Source organism: Actinoplanes sp. NPDC026670 (assembly GCF_040638175.1).
Classification (GTDB): Bacteria; Actinomycetota; Actinomycetes; order Mycobacteriales; family Micromonosporaceae; genus Actinoplanes.
This window is the reverse complement of record NZ_JBEZXU010000021.1, coordinates 1-14908: the sequence shown is the minus strand read 5'-3', so window position 1 is coordinate 14908 and position 14908 is coordinate 1. Positions and strand designations below refer to the sequence as shown.

Here is a 14908-nt window from a genome sequence, read left to right as displayed (position 1 = left end):
CCCGCCGCGAGACTCATCCGCCGCGGATGACGTTCCGGCAGGTGCCGCCAAGCACGCTGGTCACATGGCATTGGGGCCGCTCGAACTGATGGTGTTGTCGTTTCCCGCAGATCGGCTCGGTGAGGGTGTCCGCAAGACGCTCGCCCTGCTGGCCGTGGCGGGCGAGATGCGTGTCGTCGACGCGCTGGTGATCCGCACCGATTCGGCAGGTGGCGCGTGCGCGGTGGAGCTCAGCGAGCTCCCCTGCCTGCGTGACGACCGCGAGATGACCCGGCTGGCCAGCGGGCTGATCACCGAATCGGACATCGACGAGGTGGCGGGGATGGTCGACGGGCAGACCGACGCCCTCGCCGTCCTGCTGGAACATCGCTGGGTCCAGGACCTGGCCGGCCCGGTGGCCGCGGCCAGCGGAAGCATCGTGGCCCTCACGCACATCCCGGGAGCGCCGTGGCACAGCCGTGTCCTGGCGTCTTCCCTGACCTAGGGAGAGCGCATGGAGTTGCAGGAGATGGGACCGGTCGACTACCTGTGTGTGGAGTTCCCCGACGGGAGCCTCAACGGGACCGCGTTCCCACTGCTGGTGGACCTGGTGGATCGCGGGATCATCCGGATCCTGGACATCCTGTTCATCCGGAAGGAACGCGACGGGACGGTGACCGCCCTGGACGCGCGGGACGTCGAGCTGGCCGGGCTGGGCGTCTTCCACGGCGCGGCGTCGGGCATCCTCGGCGGCGACGACATGCGCGAGGCCGGCCAGGCCCTCGAAGGCGGGTCGGCGGCGGTGGTGCTGGTCTACGAGAACGCGTGGGCGGCGCCGCTGGCGATCCGGCTGCGGCGCAACGGCGCTCATCTGGTGGCGGGCGGGCGGATTCCCGTACAGGCGCTGATCTCTGCCCTTGACGAGATCGAGGCCGAGGCGGAGATCGCCTCGGCCGCGGGTGGAAGGTGATGGCGATGGGTCTTCTTCGTGGTGTCGCACGGACCGCGGTGATCGCCGGCACGGCGACCGCGGTCTCCAACCGGGTCTCCCGGCGGCAGGCCGGCCGCTGGTCCCGGCAGGCCGAACAGCAGTACGCCGAGCAGCAGTACTACGCCGGCGGCGAGGAGGAGGCGGAGCCGGATCCGACCTCGGCGAAACTCGACCAGTTGCGTCAGCTGGGTGAGCTGAAGGCTCAGGGTGTTCTCACCGAAGCCGAGTTCGAGCAGCAGAAGGCCCGGATCCTGGCCCCTTGACCCCGGACTCCCCGCACCCGCGCCGGTCACCGTCGGGCATCTCAGCCACGGTGGCCGGCGCGCCGCGTTGCCAGCCACCACCGCGAGCTCTGATCTCCGTACCGACCGTGACAACCCCTGGCATCAACACGTCGCCGCTCCCGGTGACCGATGGTGAGCGCGGCGGGCTCCTGGCCGCCGTAAGCCTGGTCCCGGATCCGCGTGATCCTCGTGGGGTGCGCTATCTGCTTGCAGGGCTGCTCGCCGTCGCGGTCTGCGCGGTCCGCGTTCTCGGATACCCGCCCGGGTGGTATCTCCCATCCGGGCGGGTATCCATCGGCCTCGGGTCAGCGGCGCCAGGTCCGGACCGAACTCTTGGTGACGTTGCCCGCCTTGTCGTAGACGCGGACCTGAACCTTGATCTTCTTGCCATACCTGGCGGTGTTGACAGTGAAGGCATAGGACGCCGCGGTGTCCTTGGCGACAACCTTGCCGTTGACGAGCAGCTCGACGCGGCTGATGCCGTTACGATCGGTGGCGGATACCGCGACCTTGACCTTGCCCTTGCCCTTGACCTTGGCGCCGTTGGCAGGCGCCTTGGTGATCGTCGCCTTCGGTTTGGTGTTGTCGACGATGACGACCCGCTGGGCGGTGCTGGTGTTGCCGAGCCGGTCGGTGAGCGTCCAGGTCAATGTGCGCAAACCGTCCTTGCCTGCTGAGGCGAGGACGGTGAAGGGCGTCTTGGGCACGGAGAAGGCGCCCGACAGGTATGCCTCGCGGATTCCGGACGGGTCGGACCCGTTCACGGTGGTCTTGAACTGGGCGCCGCGAACAAGGGCACGGTTGCCGGGCGTGATCTGCGTGATCGCCGGCCCGGTGTTGTCGATGACGACACGGCGGGTGAGGGTCGTGTGCTGGCCGAGAATGTCGTAGGCGCGGACTTCGAGCACGGCGGTCCGGTTCTCGTTACCGGTGTCCCAGTCGAAATAGGGCACCGGGTAAGAGCCTGCCGCCGGAATGCGGCTGGTCGATCGAAGTGTTCCGTCGACCCACCATTCGACGCGCTCCAGCGGTGAGCGCCCGTCTACCATCGCGGTCAGCCGGGACAGGCCCTTGATCCGTCCGTCCACGACGGTGTGGTCCGGCTGAGTCGGGAAGCGGAGTCCGGTGATGGCGGGACCGGTGTTGTCGACGGCGTAGGAACCGTAGAGGAAAGTGACGTTTCCGGTCTTGTCGGTGAGTTCGAAATGTACCTGCGCGCCGCCGGTGCGTCCGGTCGTGTCCCAGGTCATCGTCCACGGGGCGGCCGTGGTCTTCGCGACCTCTCGGCCGGTCGCGTGATCGAACAGGGAAATCTGCGCGAGGTCATCGGACACGTCGATCGCGGTGAGGGTGACCACACCGCTGACGAAAGACCCGAACGGCGGCGACAGTGTTGCGTGCGGCCCCTCGGTGTCGATGTGGACGCGGCTGGTCGCCTCTCCGTGGTTGCCGGCGGCATCGAAGGCCCGGACGGTGACATCCGCATCGGTTCCGTGCAGCTGGGCCGGCACCGTCAGATAGAGGCCCCGGTCCAGCTCGCCGTTGGCGTAACTCCTGAGGACCGCTCCGTTGAGCAGAAGGTCGACCTTGCTGACACCGCTGTCGTCAGTCCAGCTCGGAAACAGCCGCTGGCCTCGTCCGATGATCTGGCCATCGACCAAGCCGGTAGACGTGACAACCGGCGCGTCAACGTCGGAAGATGTCCCCGCCGCAACGGCAGGTGCTGGCCCCAAGGCGACCGCTGTCGACCCGAGAAGCGTTACCGCAGCCAACAAGTGAACTGAACCCATAGCTAATGGCCCCCATGGTGGTATCTAAGCCCAAGACGATACGTTCGTTGATCATCTCTTGTCGATCTCGCCTCAGCCGTCGATCAATGCCGCAGGTCATGAGGGTCCGCAGCGGATAAGCACCTGTCACCGTGCGACTGACGATGTGGCCGGAGAGGACGGTGCAGCAGGCAGTGCCCTGTCATTCGTGGAACTCAACGGTGACGATCGCCCGGCGATCTGACCCATCCTGCCGCGCACGGCGTCCTCAAGGAAGATCCCGAACACATGCACAAACGTTGATAAGAGCTGACAACCCTTGTTGTGGGGTCAGATTCGGGCGGGGACCGTCTCGGCGGCCAGTGCCCCGATGAAACCACTGGTCGGGCCGTACTTCTGCCACAGGTGGCGCTGCCGTCGGGCGCCGGTGCCCTCGCGCCGCAGCCGTTCGATGCCGGCGTAGACCTCCCCGGTGTCGCCGGCCGCGTCCAGCTGCGGGGTGATCTTGGTGAGCAGCCGGGCGGTCTGCCCGGCCCGGCCGCGGGCGACCGCGAGCAGCTGCTCGCTGACCAGCGGCCCGGACGCGGGCAGCAGCTTCTCCCGGCGGCGGATGTCCTCGATCAGCGTCGCCACGAGCGCCCGGGTGATCCCGGCGAACAGCACCGTGTCGTCCACGCTCAGGCCGGTGTCGGCGACCCGCACCTCGATCGTCGGGTATCGTGCGGAGAGCCGTGCCAGGAAGTAGATGCCCGACACATCGACGGCCGTGCCGGACGCGACCAGCGAGCGGATCTCCTGGTCGTACCGTTCGGCGCTGGGCCACACGCCGGGTAGCCGGAAGGTGGGCCAGCTCAGCTGGGCCCGGTAGCGGAAGCTGTCCCACCCGGTGTCGCCGGCCCGCGTCACCGGCGAGTTCACGGTGAGCGCCAGCAGAACGGGCAGCCACGGCCGGATCCGGGACAGCACCGCGGTGGCCAGCTCGCGGTCCGGGATGCCGATGTGGACGTGACACCCGCAGGTCCCGCCGATCGCGGTGGCCTCCGGGAACCGCTCGGCGAGTTTCAGATAGCGATCCTCGTGGCTGAGCGCGCCGAGCGGCCCGGTCGGAAAAGGCGGCGCCCCGCTCGCGATCAGGTAGACCCCGGCTTTCTCGGCGGCCTGCGCGGCGACCAGGCGCAGCCGGATCAGTTCCCGGCGCAGCTCGTCGAGCCCGGTGCAGACCGACGTCGCGGTCTCCAGCTGGTAGGACATGTACTCGGGTTTGAATCGTCGATCGCTGCCGATGCGTCGCATCACGTCCGGGGCGGCCGGTGCGACCGCCCCGTCCGGATCAAGTAGTAGGAACTCTTCCTCGACTCCCATGGTCAGCACCACTCGAAGGTGCGATATGGGAAGTTCCGGAGGCCTCATCCTCGCGGGGTGAGCTCCGGACGACGGTCGTCCGGGCCAGCTTGTCGTGCAGGCCCTGGTGCCTGCGGTCGAACAACAACCACAGAGCGACGATCGGCAGGTACGCCAGCAGCAGCCCCCGGATCAGCCCGGCGACCAGTCGTGGCGGCCGGCCGTCCCGGTTCACCACCCGCAGCCCGAACACGAACTGCCCCGGGGTGCGCCCGGCCAGGATCCAGAACCCCGAGCAGTACAGCGCCATCAGCGTGGGCAGGAACACCAGGAAGCTGGAGAGCACGATCCGGGCCAGCTCCCGCCCCTCACTGCCGAGGACCGAGGCGACGAGCGCGAAGGTCAGCGTCGCCACCCCGGCCATCACGGCCACGATCAGAGCGTCCAGGACGTACGCCGCCGACCGGCTGACCAGCCCGGCGTACGGGTTCATGTCGCCGTCTCGGTGTTCCCGTTCCGGGTCCAGCGCAGGGTCAGACGGTCCACCGCGTCGTCCCCGGCGGCCGCCCCGGCGCGGACCCGGCCGACGACCTCGCCGACCATGTTGTCGCGCTGGCCGCGAACCAGGGCGCGGATCCGCTCCGGTTCACGTTCCAGCAGTTCCAGCACCCGGTCGAGCTGGATCTCGACGACCCGCTCGACGAGCGGCGACGTGGCGATCGCGGTGATCAGCGAATCCATCAGGCGGGTCCGGCTGGCGGCGCCGCGCTCGGCCAGCTCCTTCTGGTCGGCCAGCGCCTCGGCGGCACGGGAGATCGCGCCGATCGCCACATCCCCCCACTGCAACAGGCCGGGGATCCTCATCGCCGCCTCCGGAGCACCATCTTGCGGATCTCGGTCGGCACCACCACGAACACGCCGGCGACCAGGCAGATCAGCCACTGGCCGGTGTCCAGGCTGACCGTCGCCAGCAGCTTCTGGAACAGCCCGAACTCGGTGGCCAGCACGATCGCCGCCGCCGACATGCCGGTGGTGATCAGGAACCGCTTGTCGCCGAAGGTCTCCAGGCTGAACACCGAGCGGATGTCACTGCGCACGGTCAGCGAGAAGGCCAGGTTGGCGATGGAGAACGCGGTCAGGCCCATGGTCCGGGCGGTGTCCAGGTCGTACCGGTTGTCGGCCCACCAGATCACCAGGAGCGTGATCACACCCATCACCAGGCCGAGGAACCCCAGCCAGCCGAGCGCGCCCCGGCTCAGCAGCGGCTCGTCGGACCGGCGCGGCTTCTGCGACATGATGTCCGACTCGGCCTTGCCGTAGCCGATGCCGACGGACTGGAAGACCTGGGTGGTGAAGTTCAGCCACAGGCTCTGCAACGGCAGGAACGGCACCCCGGCGGCGATGTTGAAGATGCTCGACCCGAGGAACGTGATGATCATGCCGACCAGCACGCCCATCTGGAAGAAGATGTACTTCTTCAGGTTCGCGTAGAGCGCCCGGCCCAGCTCGACGGCCTTCACGATGGTGGCGAAGTCGTCGTCGGTCAGGATCATCGCGGCGGCCTCTTTGCTGACCTCGGTGCCGGTGATCCCCATCGCGATGCCGATGTCGGCCTTCTTCAGAGCGGGCGCGTCGTTCACCCCGTCGCCTGTCATCGCGACGATGTGGCCCTTGCGTTTGAGCACCTCGACCAGGCGTACCTTGTGCTCCGGGGTGACCCGGGCGATCACGCCGATGCCGTCGATCTCGCGGTCCGCCTCCTCGTCGCTCATCGCGGCGAACTCGGCGCCGGTGATCGCCCGGCCGCGGATGCCGAGCTTGCCGGCGATCGCCGCGGCGGTCACCGCGTGGTCGCCGGTGATCATGCGGACCTCGATGCCGGCGGCGTGCGCCTCCTTGATCGCGGCCTGCGCCTGCGGGCGCGGCGGGTCGACGATGCCGACCAGCGACAGCGGCTCCAGCCCGGTCAGCAGCGGCAGCAGGTCGGCGCCCGGGTCGAAGTCGGCCGGGTCGAAGTCCTTACGGGCGGTCGCCAGCACCCGCAGGCCCTGCTGGGCGAGCCGGGTGTTCTCGGCCAGGTACTTCACCGCGTCCTCATCGGCCACGTCGCACCGGGCCAGCAGCTGGTCCGGGGCACCCTTGACGTAGCAGCGGACCACCTCGCGGCCCTCCACCGTCGTCATCCGGTGGAACGTCGCCATCAGCTTGTACGCCGCGTCGAACGGCAGCTCGGCCAGCCGCGGGTACCGCTCGCGGGTCGCCTCGGAGTCCAGCCCGCCCTTCTCGGCGAGCACCACGAGGGCGCCCTCGGTCGGGTCACCGATCATCTCACCGTCCCGGACCACCGCGTCCGAGCAGAGGATCATCGGCAGCAGATACTCCTCCAGGGACACGTCCGGGTCCCCGGCGACCTTCTTGATCGTGCCGTCGGTCGAGTAGCCACCCCCGGAGACCGTGTACCGCCGGCCCGGGATCGCCAGCTCCACCGCGGTCATCTGGTTGAGCGTCAGCGTGCCGGTCTTGTCGGAGTTGATCGCCGAGGTGGAACCGAGGGTCTCGGTCGAGCGCAGCCGCTTCACGATCGCGTTCGACTTGGCCAGCAGCTGGGTGCCGAGCGACAGGATCGTGGTGACCACAGCCGGCAGACCGGTCGGGATCGCCGACACCGCGAACGCGACCGCCGCGGTGAAGACCACGCCGAACTCGTTGCCCCGGGCCAGGTTGATGATCACCGAGGCGAGCAGGGCGAGACCGGCGATCAGCAGGATCTGGTTGGTGAGCTTGCTCAGCTGACGGGTCAGCGGGGTCTCCGCGTCCTTCTCCGTCTGCAGCATGCCGGAGATCCGGCCCACCTCGGTGTTCATGCCGGTCGCGGTGACCAGCAACTCCCCCGCGCCGCGGGTCACGTTGGTGTTCATGTACGCCATGTCGGAGCGGTCACCCAGGGCGGTGTCGGCCGACGCCACCGCGGCGACGTCCTTGGCCACCGGCAGGCTCTCCCCGGTCAGCGCCGACTCGTCGATCTCCAGCGTCGCCGCACGTAGCAGCCGGCCGTCGGCCGGAACCACGTCACCCGCCTCCATCGCGACGACGTCCCCCGGCACCAGTTCCTCGGCCGGGATCTCGATGAGGGTGCCGTCACGGCGTACCCGCGCCTTGATGATCATCATCTTTTGAAGTGCGTCGATCGCGGCGGCGGCCTTGCCCTCCTGGTGCAGCCCCAGGGCGGCGTTCAGCAGGGTCAGCGCAATCAGCAGGATGCCGGTGCCGTACTGCTTCAACGGGTACAGGCTGCCGATGCCGGCGGCCAGCAGCACGATCTGCATCGGGTCGGCGTACTGCCGGACGAAGGACCGCCACCAGGGCTCCTTCTTCGCCTCGGCGAAACGGTTCGGGCCGTACTTCGCCCGGCGCTTGGCGACCTCGTCCTCGCTGAGGCCGCGATGCCTGTCGACCTGCTCGGCCTCGAGCGCCTCGGGAACGGACAGCACATGGAACGCGGGTGCCTCCGCGGCGTTCGGCGGCTCGGTCATCGTGGCCATCTGCTCTCCTTACCGGTACGGGCGGGGGTAGGGCCGGGGCGCCTGACGCGGAACCACCGGAACGATCGACGTCTTCGCCGTGCCCGCCACCAGCGAGCCGATCGCGACGCCGAGCACGAAGTTCAGGCCGGCCGTGTACATCCGCACACCCAGAGCGGCCTCGGTCACGAACGGCGCCAGCATGGCAACCACCGTGGCCAGCGCGACCACCCAGCCGAAGAAGCGCATCGGCCGGGGCGTGGTCAGGATCAGCACGTGGATCAGGCCGGTGGCGGCCAGCGCGGCCAGGGCGGCGCCGAGCGCGTACCAGCCGGTCGACGCGTCACCCCAGACGCCCTGCCCCTTCGGCGCCAGCACCTCGATGTCGAACAGGCCGCGGCCCAGCAGGATGCCGGCGATCGCGATCAGGGCGGCCACGGCCGCGGTCGCCGCGCCGCCGGCCCACAGTTTCCCGGCGTTGATGGTGGGGCTCGGCCGGGGGTCGCCGGGCGTGTTCAATCCGGACATGAGTCCTCCTCGCGGGACACGGGTAACCGGCCCCGAGCGTCGCCGCGAGCAGGCTCCCAGCGCCTCATCCGGCGTGGATGAACCCCCGCGGGCCGCCCCCTCTTTCCGGCGATCTGGATCGCGGAAGGGCGGGCGGCGGACGGCGGTGCGTCAGGCGGCGGGCAGCGCCTGCGGCCGGCGGCGGGCCACCCCGGCGAGGAGGTCGGCGATCTGGATGCGGGGATCGGCGCGCGAGTCGGCCATCACCAGGCCGACGAACGGTGACGGGCCGTCATCCACGGCCAGCGCCCGCTGAAGGCGGGCCAGCCGGGCCGCGGTCAGCGCGCTCTGCTCGTCATGGATCACCAGGACCTGACGCTGCCCGAAGGTCCAGTGCCGGATCGTGTCGGCCAGCGCCCGCAGCATCGGCTCCAGCGGCGGCGGAATACTCCGGTCCCCGTCGTCCAGGCGCGCCACGACCGCCGCGACCCGCGCGTCGGTGATCCGCCCGAGCACCGCGCCGGCCGGCCCACCGACCCGGGCCAGAGCGTCACGTGCCCGCAGGAACCGCCCGGCGTCCGGCCCGCCGGGAATGCGCCGCCGGGTGCGGACCATCCCGGCGAAGGCGCCGAGAAAGGCGTCCCAGTCCGCACCGGCGTCCCTGGCCTGGTAGAGATGACCGGCCTCGGCCCGGGGCGAACGCGTCAACGTCAGGTAGGACGGCTCGCCCAGCAACAGGTCGACAACCTGCGTGACCAGGAAGTACTCCTTGTCGATCCGGTGCACGTGGGCGCGCCCGCGCAGCGCGGCCATCAGCCGTTCCAGCGCCTCGGGCGCGTCCGGCCGGCGCAGGAACCAGCCCGACTTCAACTCCACAGGCGACAGGCCCAGACTGCCGATCAGGTCGACCGCCTCGGCCACCGACAGGTCCACACTCGCGTGCGTGATCACCGGTTCGGTCGAGCGCAGCAGGTTCGCCCCGGAGAACCCGGACTCGTCACAGGCGATCTCCAGAACGGAGCCGGGCAGCGTCCCGGACGGTGGCAGCCCACCCTGCAACGGCGACGACATGCCGACCATGCTGGGCCGTACGCCCCGGCCCGACAACCGAATTCACGCCTGCCCCGGACGTCCCGGATATCGTGGTTCGGTACGTTCCGAGCGGATCGAACGATTCGCCGGATGGCAGCGGAACGGGGTCATACCGTTTCCCACAACTTGCGCCGAGGGGATCGCGTAATCGATGCGCAAGTTGCACGATGTCCTTACCGGACGTCATCTCGGCACGGTGAACGTTGCCGTTTGAGGAGGGCACATGCGGATCGGCGACGCCGCTGCGGCGGCCGGAACCACACCCCGGGCGCTGCGGTTCTACGAGGCGAACGGCCTGCTCCCGCCACCGCAACGAACCGTCACCGGACAGCGCGTCTACGGCCCGCGCGACGTGTCCCGGCTACGTCTCATCCAGCAACTGCTCAGCCTGGGCCTGACCGTCGCCGACCTGCGCGACCGCGCCGACCGCCTGCCCCTCCTGGAGAACAAGACACCTCCGGGGTACGGCGACCCGCGCCCGACCGGAGTCGTCTCCCGGCACATCGCCACGCTGAACGCCGAGATCGCCCGCCTGACCCGCCTCCGCGATCGCTTGGCCGCCCGTACCCGCTGAACCCAGGCCCACCGGCCGTCGCTCAGGACGCTTTCGCGGCCGTTTTGGCCGCGCTGAGCGACGGCTGAGACCGCCAGCCGTCGCTCAGGCGGCTTTCCGGGGGCGGAAACCGCGGTGAGCGACGGCTGGCGGTCTGGGGTCAGCGGGCGGCGCGCTTGTTGTACTTGCGTTTGGCCCACACGTAGGACAGCCCCGAGATCACCGCGCACCAGGCCAGCGCGATCACCGCACTGTTGCCGATGCCGGTGCCGAGCAGCAGCCCGCGCAACGTCTCGATGATCGGCGTGAACGGCTGGTACTCGGCGAACACCCGCAGCCCCGACGGCATCGTCTCGGTGGGCACGAAACCGCTGCCCAGGAACGGCAGCAGGCTCAGGAACATGGGTGTGTTGCTGGCCGTCTCCACACTGTCGGCGACGATCCCGAGCGCCACCGCGAACCAGGTCAGCGCGAACGCGGTCGCGGTCAGCACCCCGGCCACGGCCAGCCATTCGAGCGGGGTGGCGGTCGGCCGGAACCCGATCAGCAGGGCCACCCCGAGCACCGCGAACAGGGCGATGAAGATCTGCACCATGCTGCCGAGCACGTGCCCGGTCAGCACCGACGCCCGGGCGATCGCCATGCTGCGGAACCTGTCGACGATCCCCTCGGTCATGTCCATCGCCACCGAGATCGCGGTTCCGGCGACCGCCCCGGCCACCGTGAACAGCAGAATCCCCGGGGTCAGGTAGTCGACGTAGGCGTCCCGGCCACCGCCCAGCCCGGCGCCGACCGCGCCACCGAACACGTAGACGAACAGCAGCAGGAAGATCACCGGCAGCCCGATCAGCATGATCGTCAGTGACGGATAGCGCCGCAGATGCAGCAGCTGCCGCCGGAACATGGTGCCGGAGTCGGTCAGGGTGTGCGCCAGGGTGGTCATCAGGACTCCTCGAGGGCCGGCTTGCCGGTGAAGGCGAAGAACACGTCGTCCAGGTCGGGTGTGTGGATGGTCAGGTGGTCCGGCGCCACATGCACGCCGTCGAGCGTGGCCAGCACAGCTCGCAGCGTCGCGATGTCGCCGTCGCTCGGCACCTGGAGGGTCAGGGCGCTGTCGTCGCGGTTGGTGACATTCAAAACCGATGCGGCGGTACGGAGTGAGCCCGGCTCAGCGAACCGCAGCAGCAGGTGGCCGCCCGGGATCCGGCTCTTGAGCTCGTCGGGTGTGCCCTCGGCGACGATCCGGCCGTGGTCGAGAACCGCGATCCGGTCGGCGAGCTGATCGGCCTCCTCCAGGTACTGGGTGGTGAGGAAGACGGTCACCCCCTCGGCGACGAGCTCCCGGACGATCTGCCACATCTCCACCCGGCTGCGCGGGTCGAGGCCAGTGGTCGGCTCGTCCAGGAAGATCAGCCGCGGGTCGCCGACCAGGGTCATCGCCAGGTCGACCCGGCGCTGCTGGCCGCCGGACAGCAGTGACACCGGCTTGCCGGCCGACTCGGCGAGGTCGAACCGTTCGATCAGACGGTCGATCCTCCGCTTGCCCTCGGTGCGGCCCAACCGGTTCAGGTCGGCCATCAAGCGCAGGTTCTCCCGTACCGTCAAAAGTTTGTCGATCGCCGCGAACTGCCCGGTGAGGCCGATCGCCGCCCGCACCCCTTCGGCGTCGCGGACCAGATCGTGTCCGGCGACCCGGACCGAACCGCCGTCCGCCTCCAGAAGCGTCGCGAGGATCCGGACCATCGTGGTCTTGCCGGCGCCGTTCGGGCCGAGCAGCGCGAACACGGTGCCCTCGGTGACGGACAGGTCGATGCCGTCGAGGACGGTCTTGGTGCCGAAGGTCTTGCGCAGGCCGGCCACCGAAACGGCGGGCCGGGTGGTGACGGTCGTGGACATCTACGCCTCCATGCGATTTCCGGGCAGGATTCATCGCCGGCGGTGCCTCCGCGGGCACCGCCGGGGTGATGGGCAGGACTCATCGCCGGCCGTGCCTCTTGGAAGACAGCCGGGCTGATGGGCAGGGTTCATCGCCGGCCGTGCCTCGCGGACACGGCCGGGTGGGTCAGGTCAGGTCAGGCCCGGCGGATCACGATGTCGCCGAAGCTGGTGCGGGCTCGCACCTCGGCCTGCTCGTCGGTCGTCGCCGGTCCGTCGGTGCTGGTCATCTCGTTGCGGACCCGGCCGTAGTGGGTGTGCACGTCGAGGCGGGCGGCGGTGCCCGGCCGGATGCCGATCTCGATGCCGCCGGCCGCGGTGCGCAGCGTCGCCGTGCCACGGACCAGCTCACGGACCCGGATCTCGCCGTTCGCGGTGTTCGCGGTCAGCGAGGCGGCCGCGTGGTCGGTGACGATGTCGCCGTTGGCCGAGTTGATCCGCAGCTCACTGCCGGCGTGCCCGACCCAGCTCTCGCCGTTGCCGTTCTTCAGCACCGCCGGACCGGTCACCGACCGCAGCCGGAGCTTGCCGGAACCGGTCGTCAGTTTCGCGTCGCCGTTCACGTTCTCCACCGTGACCAGGCCGAACCCGGTGGTCAGATCGGCATTGCCGACGTGCTCGGCCTGGACGTCACCGGCGCCGCTGCGCAGCCGGCAGTCACCCAGCTCACCCGAGCAGCGGATGCCGCCGGCGCCGAGCTTGGCCTCGACCTCCGAGCCGGTGGGCAGCTCGACGATCACGTCGATGACGCCGACCTTGCCGAAGACACCGAACGCCGGGTGCCGTGGGCCACGCACCGTCAGCGTCCCGGAGAGGAACTCGACGCGGGTCTGCTCCACGGCACGCCTGTCGCGTTCCTGATCCTCCTCGGCGGGGCGCACGTGCACGACGGTGTCCGGCCGGTCGGTCGCGACCACTCGCAGTTCACCGGCGAGGATGTCGATGTTGGCGGTGATCGGGCCGGGAGTGTCGAAGGTGGGCATGAGGTGGCTCCGTTCGGTCGGGGGGTTCATCGGACCCAGCCGGTGTAGCGCTGGCCGCCGCTGGTGGCGGTCACCGTCGTGGCCGGGGCGGGCCGGTCACCGTCGGCCGCGGCGGCCGCGGCCCGGATCAGCCAGGTGTTGATCGAGACACCGGATCGGGCGGCGGCCTGCTCGATCCGGTTCTTCAGGTGTTCCGGAAGGCGCAGACTGATCCGGACCGTCGCCTCGTCCTCACCACCCGCCACCGGGCCTGGCGCGGGTGCGGGACCGTCACCGGGGGCCGGGTCGGGCGGCGGCGGGGCCGGCGACCCGTCGGTCCACGGGTCGGCCGGGGCCGGTGTCACCACGAAACTGGGCTCGCGGTTGCGCAGCCGCAGGTCGACCGAACCGGGCGCCAGATCACGGGTGATCTCGGCGGCCGCCTCGGACAGGGCGTCGAGCAGGGCGAGCCGGGTAGCCGACTCGAGTGGCGCGGTGAGCCGCTCGGCAAGCTCACGGGCGTCCTCACCGCCGGCGGCAGCAGCGAGCGCAAGCTCATGACGCAGCGCGTCGATGTAGGGGCGCAATTCCATGACGCCACTATGGCATCACGGTGATGCCACGCGCAACCCGATGGCATCATCGATGGCATCACTAGCGGAAGACTGACACCAGACGGCGGCATCGCACCGGATCCTCGGTCAGTCCCACACCGAGTCCCCACAGCCAGTAGTCGACAGCCCGGTACAACACCCAGTCCCGGCCGTGCCCGGGTGCGATCCCGGCAGCCCGGACCGCGATGCCGAAACAGCGGACGACATCCTCGTCACGGGGCATCTCATCCAGCCGGGTCCACAGCACCCGCCCGAGATCGAACGCCCGGTCCCCACGCATCAGAACCGGATCAACCACCAGCCACGACTCCCGTCCCGAGCGCAGTACCTGCGCCGAATGCAGGTCGCCGTTCACCGCGTCGCCTCCAGCCTCCCGCGACAGCCGGTCGCCGATCGCCAGCGCCTCATCGAGAATCCGTGCGTCGAAGGGCCGGCCGAGCCGTTCCCACTCCGGCCGCATCGCGGTCATCCGCCGGGCGACGGCCGCACCGGTGCTCAGCACGTGATCCGGCACGGCAACCGCAAGCCGCCGCATCACCCCGCCGAGCACGTGCATCGCCTCGTCCACCGGCACGTCGTTCAGCGAGACCGGCGAGAGCCTCTCCAGCAGCATCACCCCGGCATCCGGATCGGCGTCGACCAGCCGGACCGTGCCGCGCCCGTCCCAGAGCCGCAGCGCCGCGATCAGCTCGGCGACGTCAGGCCCCGGTGGCGTGAGCCGCAGCACGAACCCCGCACCGTCCCGGACCACCGGCACGACCAGCGCGTTCGACCCGTGCGCCGGCTCGCCGTCGACGGTCAGCCGCCAGCGCGCACACTGCTCCCGGACCAGATCCGGAAGCCCGGCCAGCCACTCTCCCCCACCGCGCCACCACCGAGGCGACTCCAGAAACGACCGCGGCACCACGAACCCGCCCATCCGGAGCACGGTAGATCAAACCCGACCGGCACTCACCGCAGTTTCACGCGCCCAAAGACAGCGGCGACCCTGATGTTTCGAGCGGCGGCTTCAAGGGCGCGCCAGGTTTATGAGGAAATGCGACGTTCAGGGTTTGATGATGCCTTGAAGTGCCAGTGTTCCCCTTGGCGAGGCTCAGGATCTTGCACGTTTGCCCGCCCGCCGCGATCTTGCACGTTCCACCTTTGCAGCGATCTTGCACGGTTTTCCAGCTTCGCTGCGACAGATCTTGCATAGTTCTTCACGTCTGGGTGTGGTTTGTCGTGCAAGATCCACTGCGCCGTGGAGACCTTGCAGCCTTCTTCCGGTCGGGGCGGAGTCAATACTTCGTTGCATCACTGTCGATGGATCTTGATGGGATGCTGTGATGGCGGCGCGGTTGAGTGTGGCGGAACGGGAAGA

The 14908-nt window shown here is 69.6% G+C and carries 16 protein-coding genes; 4 read left to right on the top strand and 12 right to left on the bottom strand.

What is annotated here, in order from left to right; genetic code table 11:
- Positions 1-64: 64 nt before the first annotated feature.
- Genes AB0E94_RS21590 through AB0E94_RS21580 form a run of 3 tightly spaced genes read left to right on the top strand, consistent with a single transcriptional unit; the run spans position 65 to position 1233 of the window.
- Positions 65-484, top strand: a complete 420-nt coding sequence (locus AB0E94_RS21590; protein ID WP_360328738.1) for a DUF6325 family protein — start codon at positions 65-67, stop codon at positions 482-484.
- Between the two features lie 9 nt (positions 485-493).
- A complete protein-coding gene (locus AB0E94_RS21585) occupies positions 494-949 on the top strand; it encodes a DUF6325 family protein (RefSeq protein WP_360328736.1) in 456 nt (151 codons plus the stop codon).
- A gap of 5 nt (positions 950-954) precedes the next feature.
- The gene (locus AB0E94_RS21580; protein WP_360328734.1) at positions 955-1233 is read left to right on the top strand and encodes an SHOCT domain-containing protein; all 279 of its coding nucleotides are present in this window, start codon (positions 955-957) and stop codon (positions 1231-1233) included.
- 326 nt (positions 1234-1559) lie between these two features.
- Here the strand turns inward: AB0E94_RS21580 and AB0E94_RS21575 are convergent, their stop codons facing one another.
- From AB0E94_RS21575 to AB0E94_RS21545, 7 genes are all read right to left on the bottom strand, one after another.
- Positions 1560-3026, bottom strand: a complete 1467-nt coding sequence (locus AB0E94_RS21575; protein ID WP_360328733.1) for an Ig-like domain-containing protein — start codon at positions 3024-3026, stop codon at positions 1560-1562.
- A gap of 327 nt (positions 3027-3353) precedes the next feature.
- Positions 3354-4385: a YbdK family carboxylate-amine ligase gene (locus AB0E94_RS21570; protein WP_360328731.1), complete on the bottom strand. Its 1032-nt coding sequence runs from the start codon at positions 4383-4385 to the stop codon at positions 3354-3356.
- Entirely contained in the window at positions 4354-4857 is a 504-nt protein-coding gene (locus AB0E94_RS21565; protein ID WP_360328729.1) for an RDD family protein, read from the bottom strand. Before AB0E94_RS21565 ends, AB0E94_RS21570 begins: the two co-directional genes overlap by 32 nt.
- Positions 4854-5228: a hypothetical protein gene (locus AB0E94_RS21560; RefSeq protein WP_360328727.1), complete on the bottom strand. Its 375-nt coding sequence runs from the start codon at positions 5226-5228 to the stop codon at positions 4854-4856. Before AB0E94_RS21560 ends, AB0E94_RS21565 begins: the two co-directional genes overlap by 4 nt.
- Complete coding sequence (locus AB0E94_RS21555) at positions 5225-7906, bottom strand: HAD-IC family P-type ATPase (RefSeq protein WP_360328725.1); 2682 nt, start codon at positions 7904-7906, stop codon at positions 5225-5227. The genes AB0E94_RS21560 and AB0E94_RS21555 overlap by 4 nt, the downstream gene beginning before the upstream one ends.
- A gap of 9 nt (positions 7907-7915) precedes the next feature.
- Positions 7916-8413: a DUF6069 family protein gene (locus tag AB0E94_RS21550; protein ID WP_360328724.1), complete on the bottom strand. Its 498-nt coding sequence runs from the start codon at positions 8411-8413 to the stop codon at positions 7916-7918.
- A gap of 150 nt (positions 8414-8563) precedes the next feature.
- The gene (locus tag AB0E94_RS21545; RefSeq protein ID WP_360328722.1) at positions 8564-9463 is read right to left on the bottom strand and encodes a hypothetical protein; all 900 of its coding nucleotides are present in this window, start codon (positions 9461-9463) and stop codon (positions 8564-8566) included.
- Between the two features lie 244 nt (positions 9464-9707).
- On the opposite strand from AB0E94_RS21545, the gene AB0E94_RS21540 reads away from it, so the two are divergent.
- Positions 9708-10058 carry a MerR family transcriptional regulator gene (locus AB0E94_RS21540; protein WP_360328720.1) on the top strand — a complete coding sequence of 117 codons (351 nt, stop codon included), beginning with the start codon at positions 9708-9710 and terminating at the stop codon, positions 10056-10058.
- 139 nt (positions 10059-10197) lie between these two features.
- Here AB0E94_RS21540 and AB0E94_RS21535 read toward each other — a convergent pair whose 3' ends face one another.
- The 5 genes from AB0E94_RS21535 to AB0E94_RS21515 all read right to left on the bottom strand — a co-directional run bounded on the left by AB0E94_RS21535 (position 10198) and on the right by AB0E94_RS21515 (position 14467).
- Positions 10198-10980: an ABC transporter permease gene (locus AB0E94_RS21535; protein WP_360328718.1), complete on the bottom strand. Its 783-nt coding sequence runs from the start codon at positions 10978-10980 to the stop codon at positions 10198-10200.
- Entirely contained in the window at positions 10980-11933 is a 954-nt protein-coding gene (locus AB0E94_RS21530) for an ATP-binding cassette domain-containing protein (protein WP_360328716.1), read from the bottom strand. The genes AB0E94_RS21535 and AB0E94_RS21530 overlap by 1 nt, the downstream gene beginning before the upstream one ends.
- A gap of 176 nt (positions 11934-12109) precedes the next feature.
- Positions 12110-12955 carry a DUF4097 family beta strand repeat-containing protein gene (locus AB0E94_RS21525; protein ID WP_360328715.1) on the bottom strand — a complete coding sequence of 282 codons (846 nt, stop codon included), beginning with the start codon at positions 12953-12955 and terminating at the stop codon, positions 12110-12112.
- A gap of 26 nt (positions 12956-12981) precedes the next feature.
- Complete coding sequence (locus AB0E94_RS21520) at positions 12982-13527, bottom strand: toxin-antitoxin system HicB family antitoxin (RefSeq protein WP_360328713.1); 546 nt, start codon at positions 13525-13527, stop codon at positions 12982-12984.
- 61 nt (positions 13528-13588) lie between these two features.
- Positions 13589-14467, bottom strand: a complete 879-nt coding sequence (locus AB0E94_RS21515; RefSeq protein WP_360328711.1) for an aminoglycoside phosphotransferase family protein — start codon at positions 14465-14467, stop codon at positions 13589-13591.
- Positions 14468-14908 lie beyond the last annotated feature (441 nt).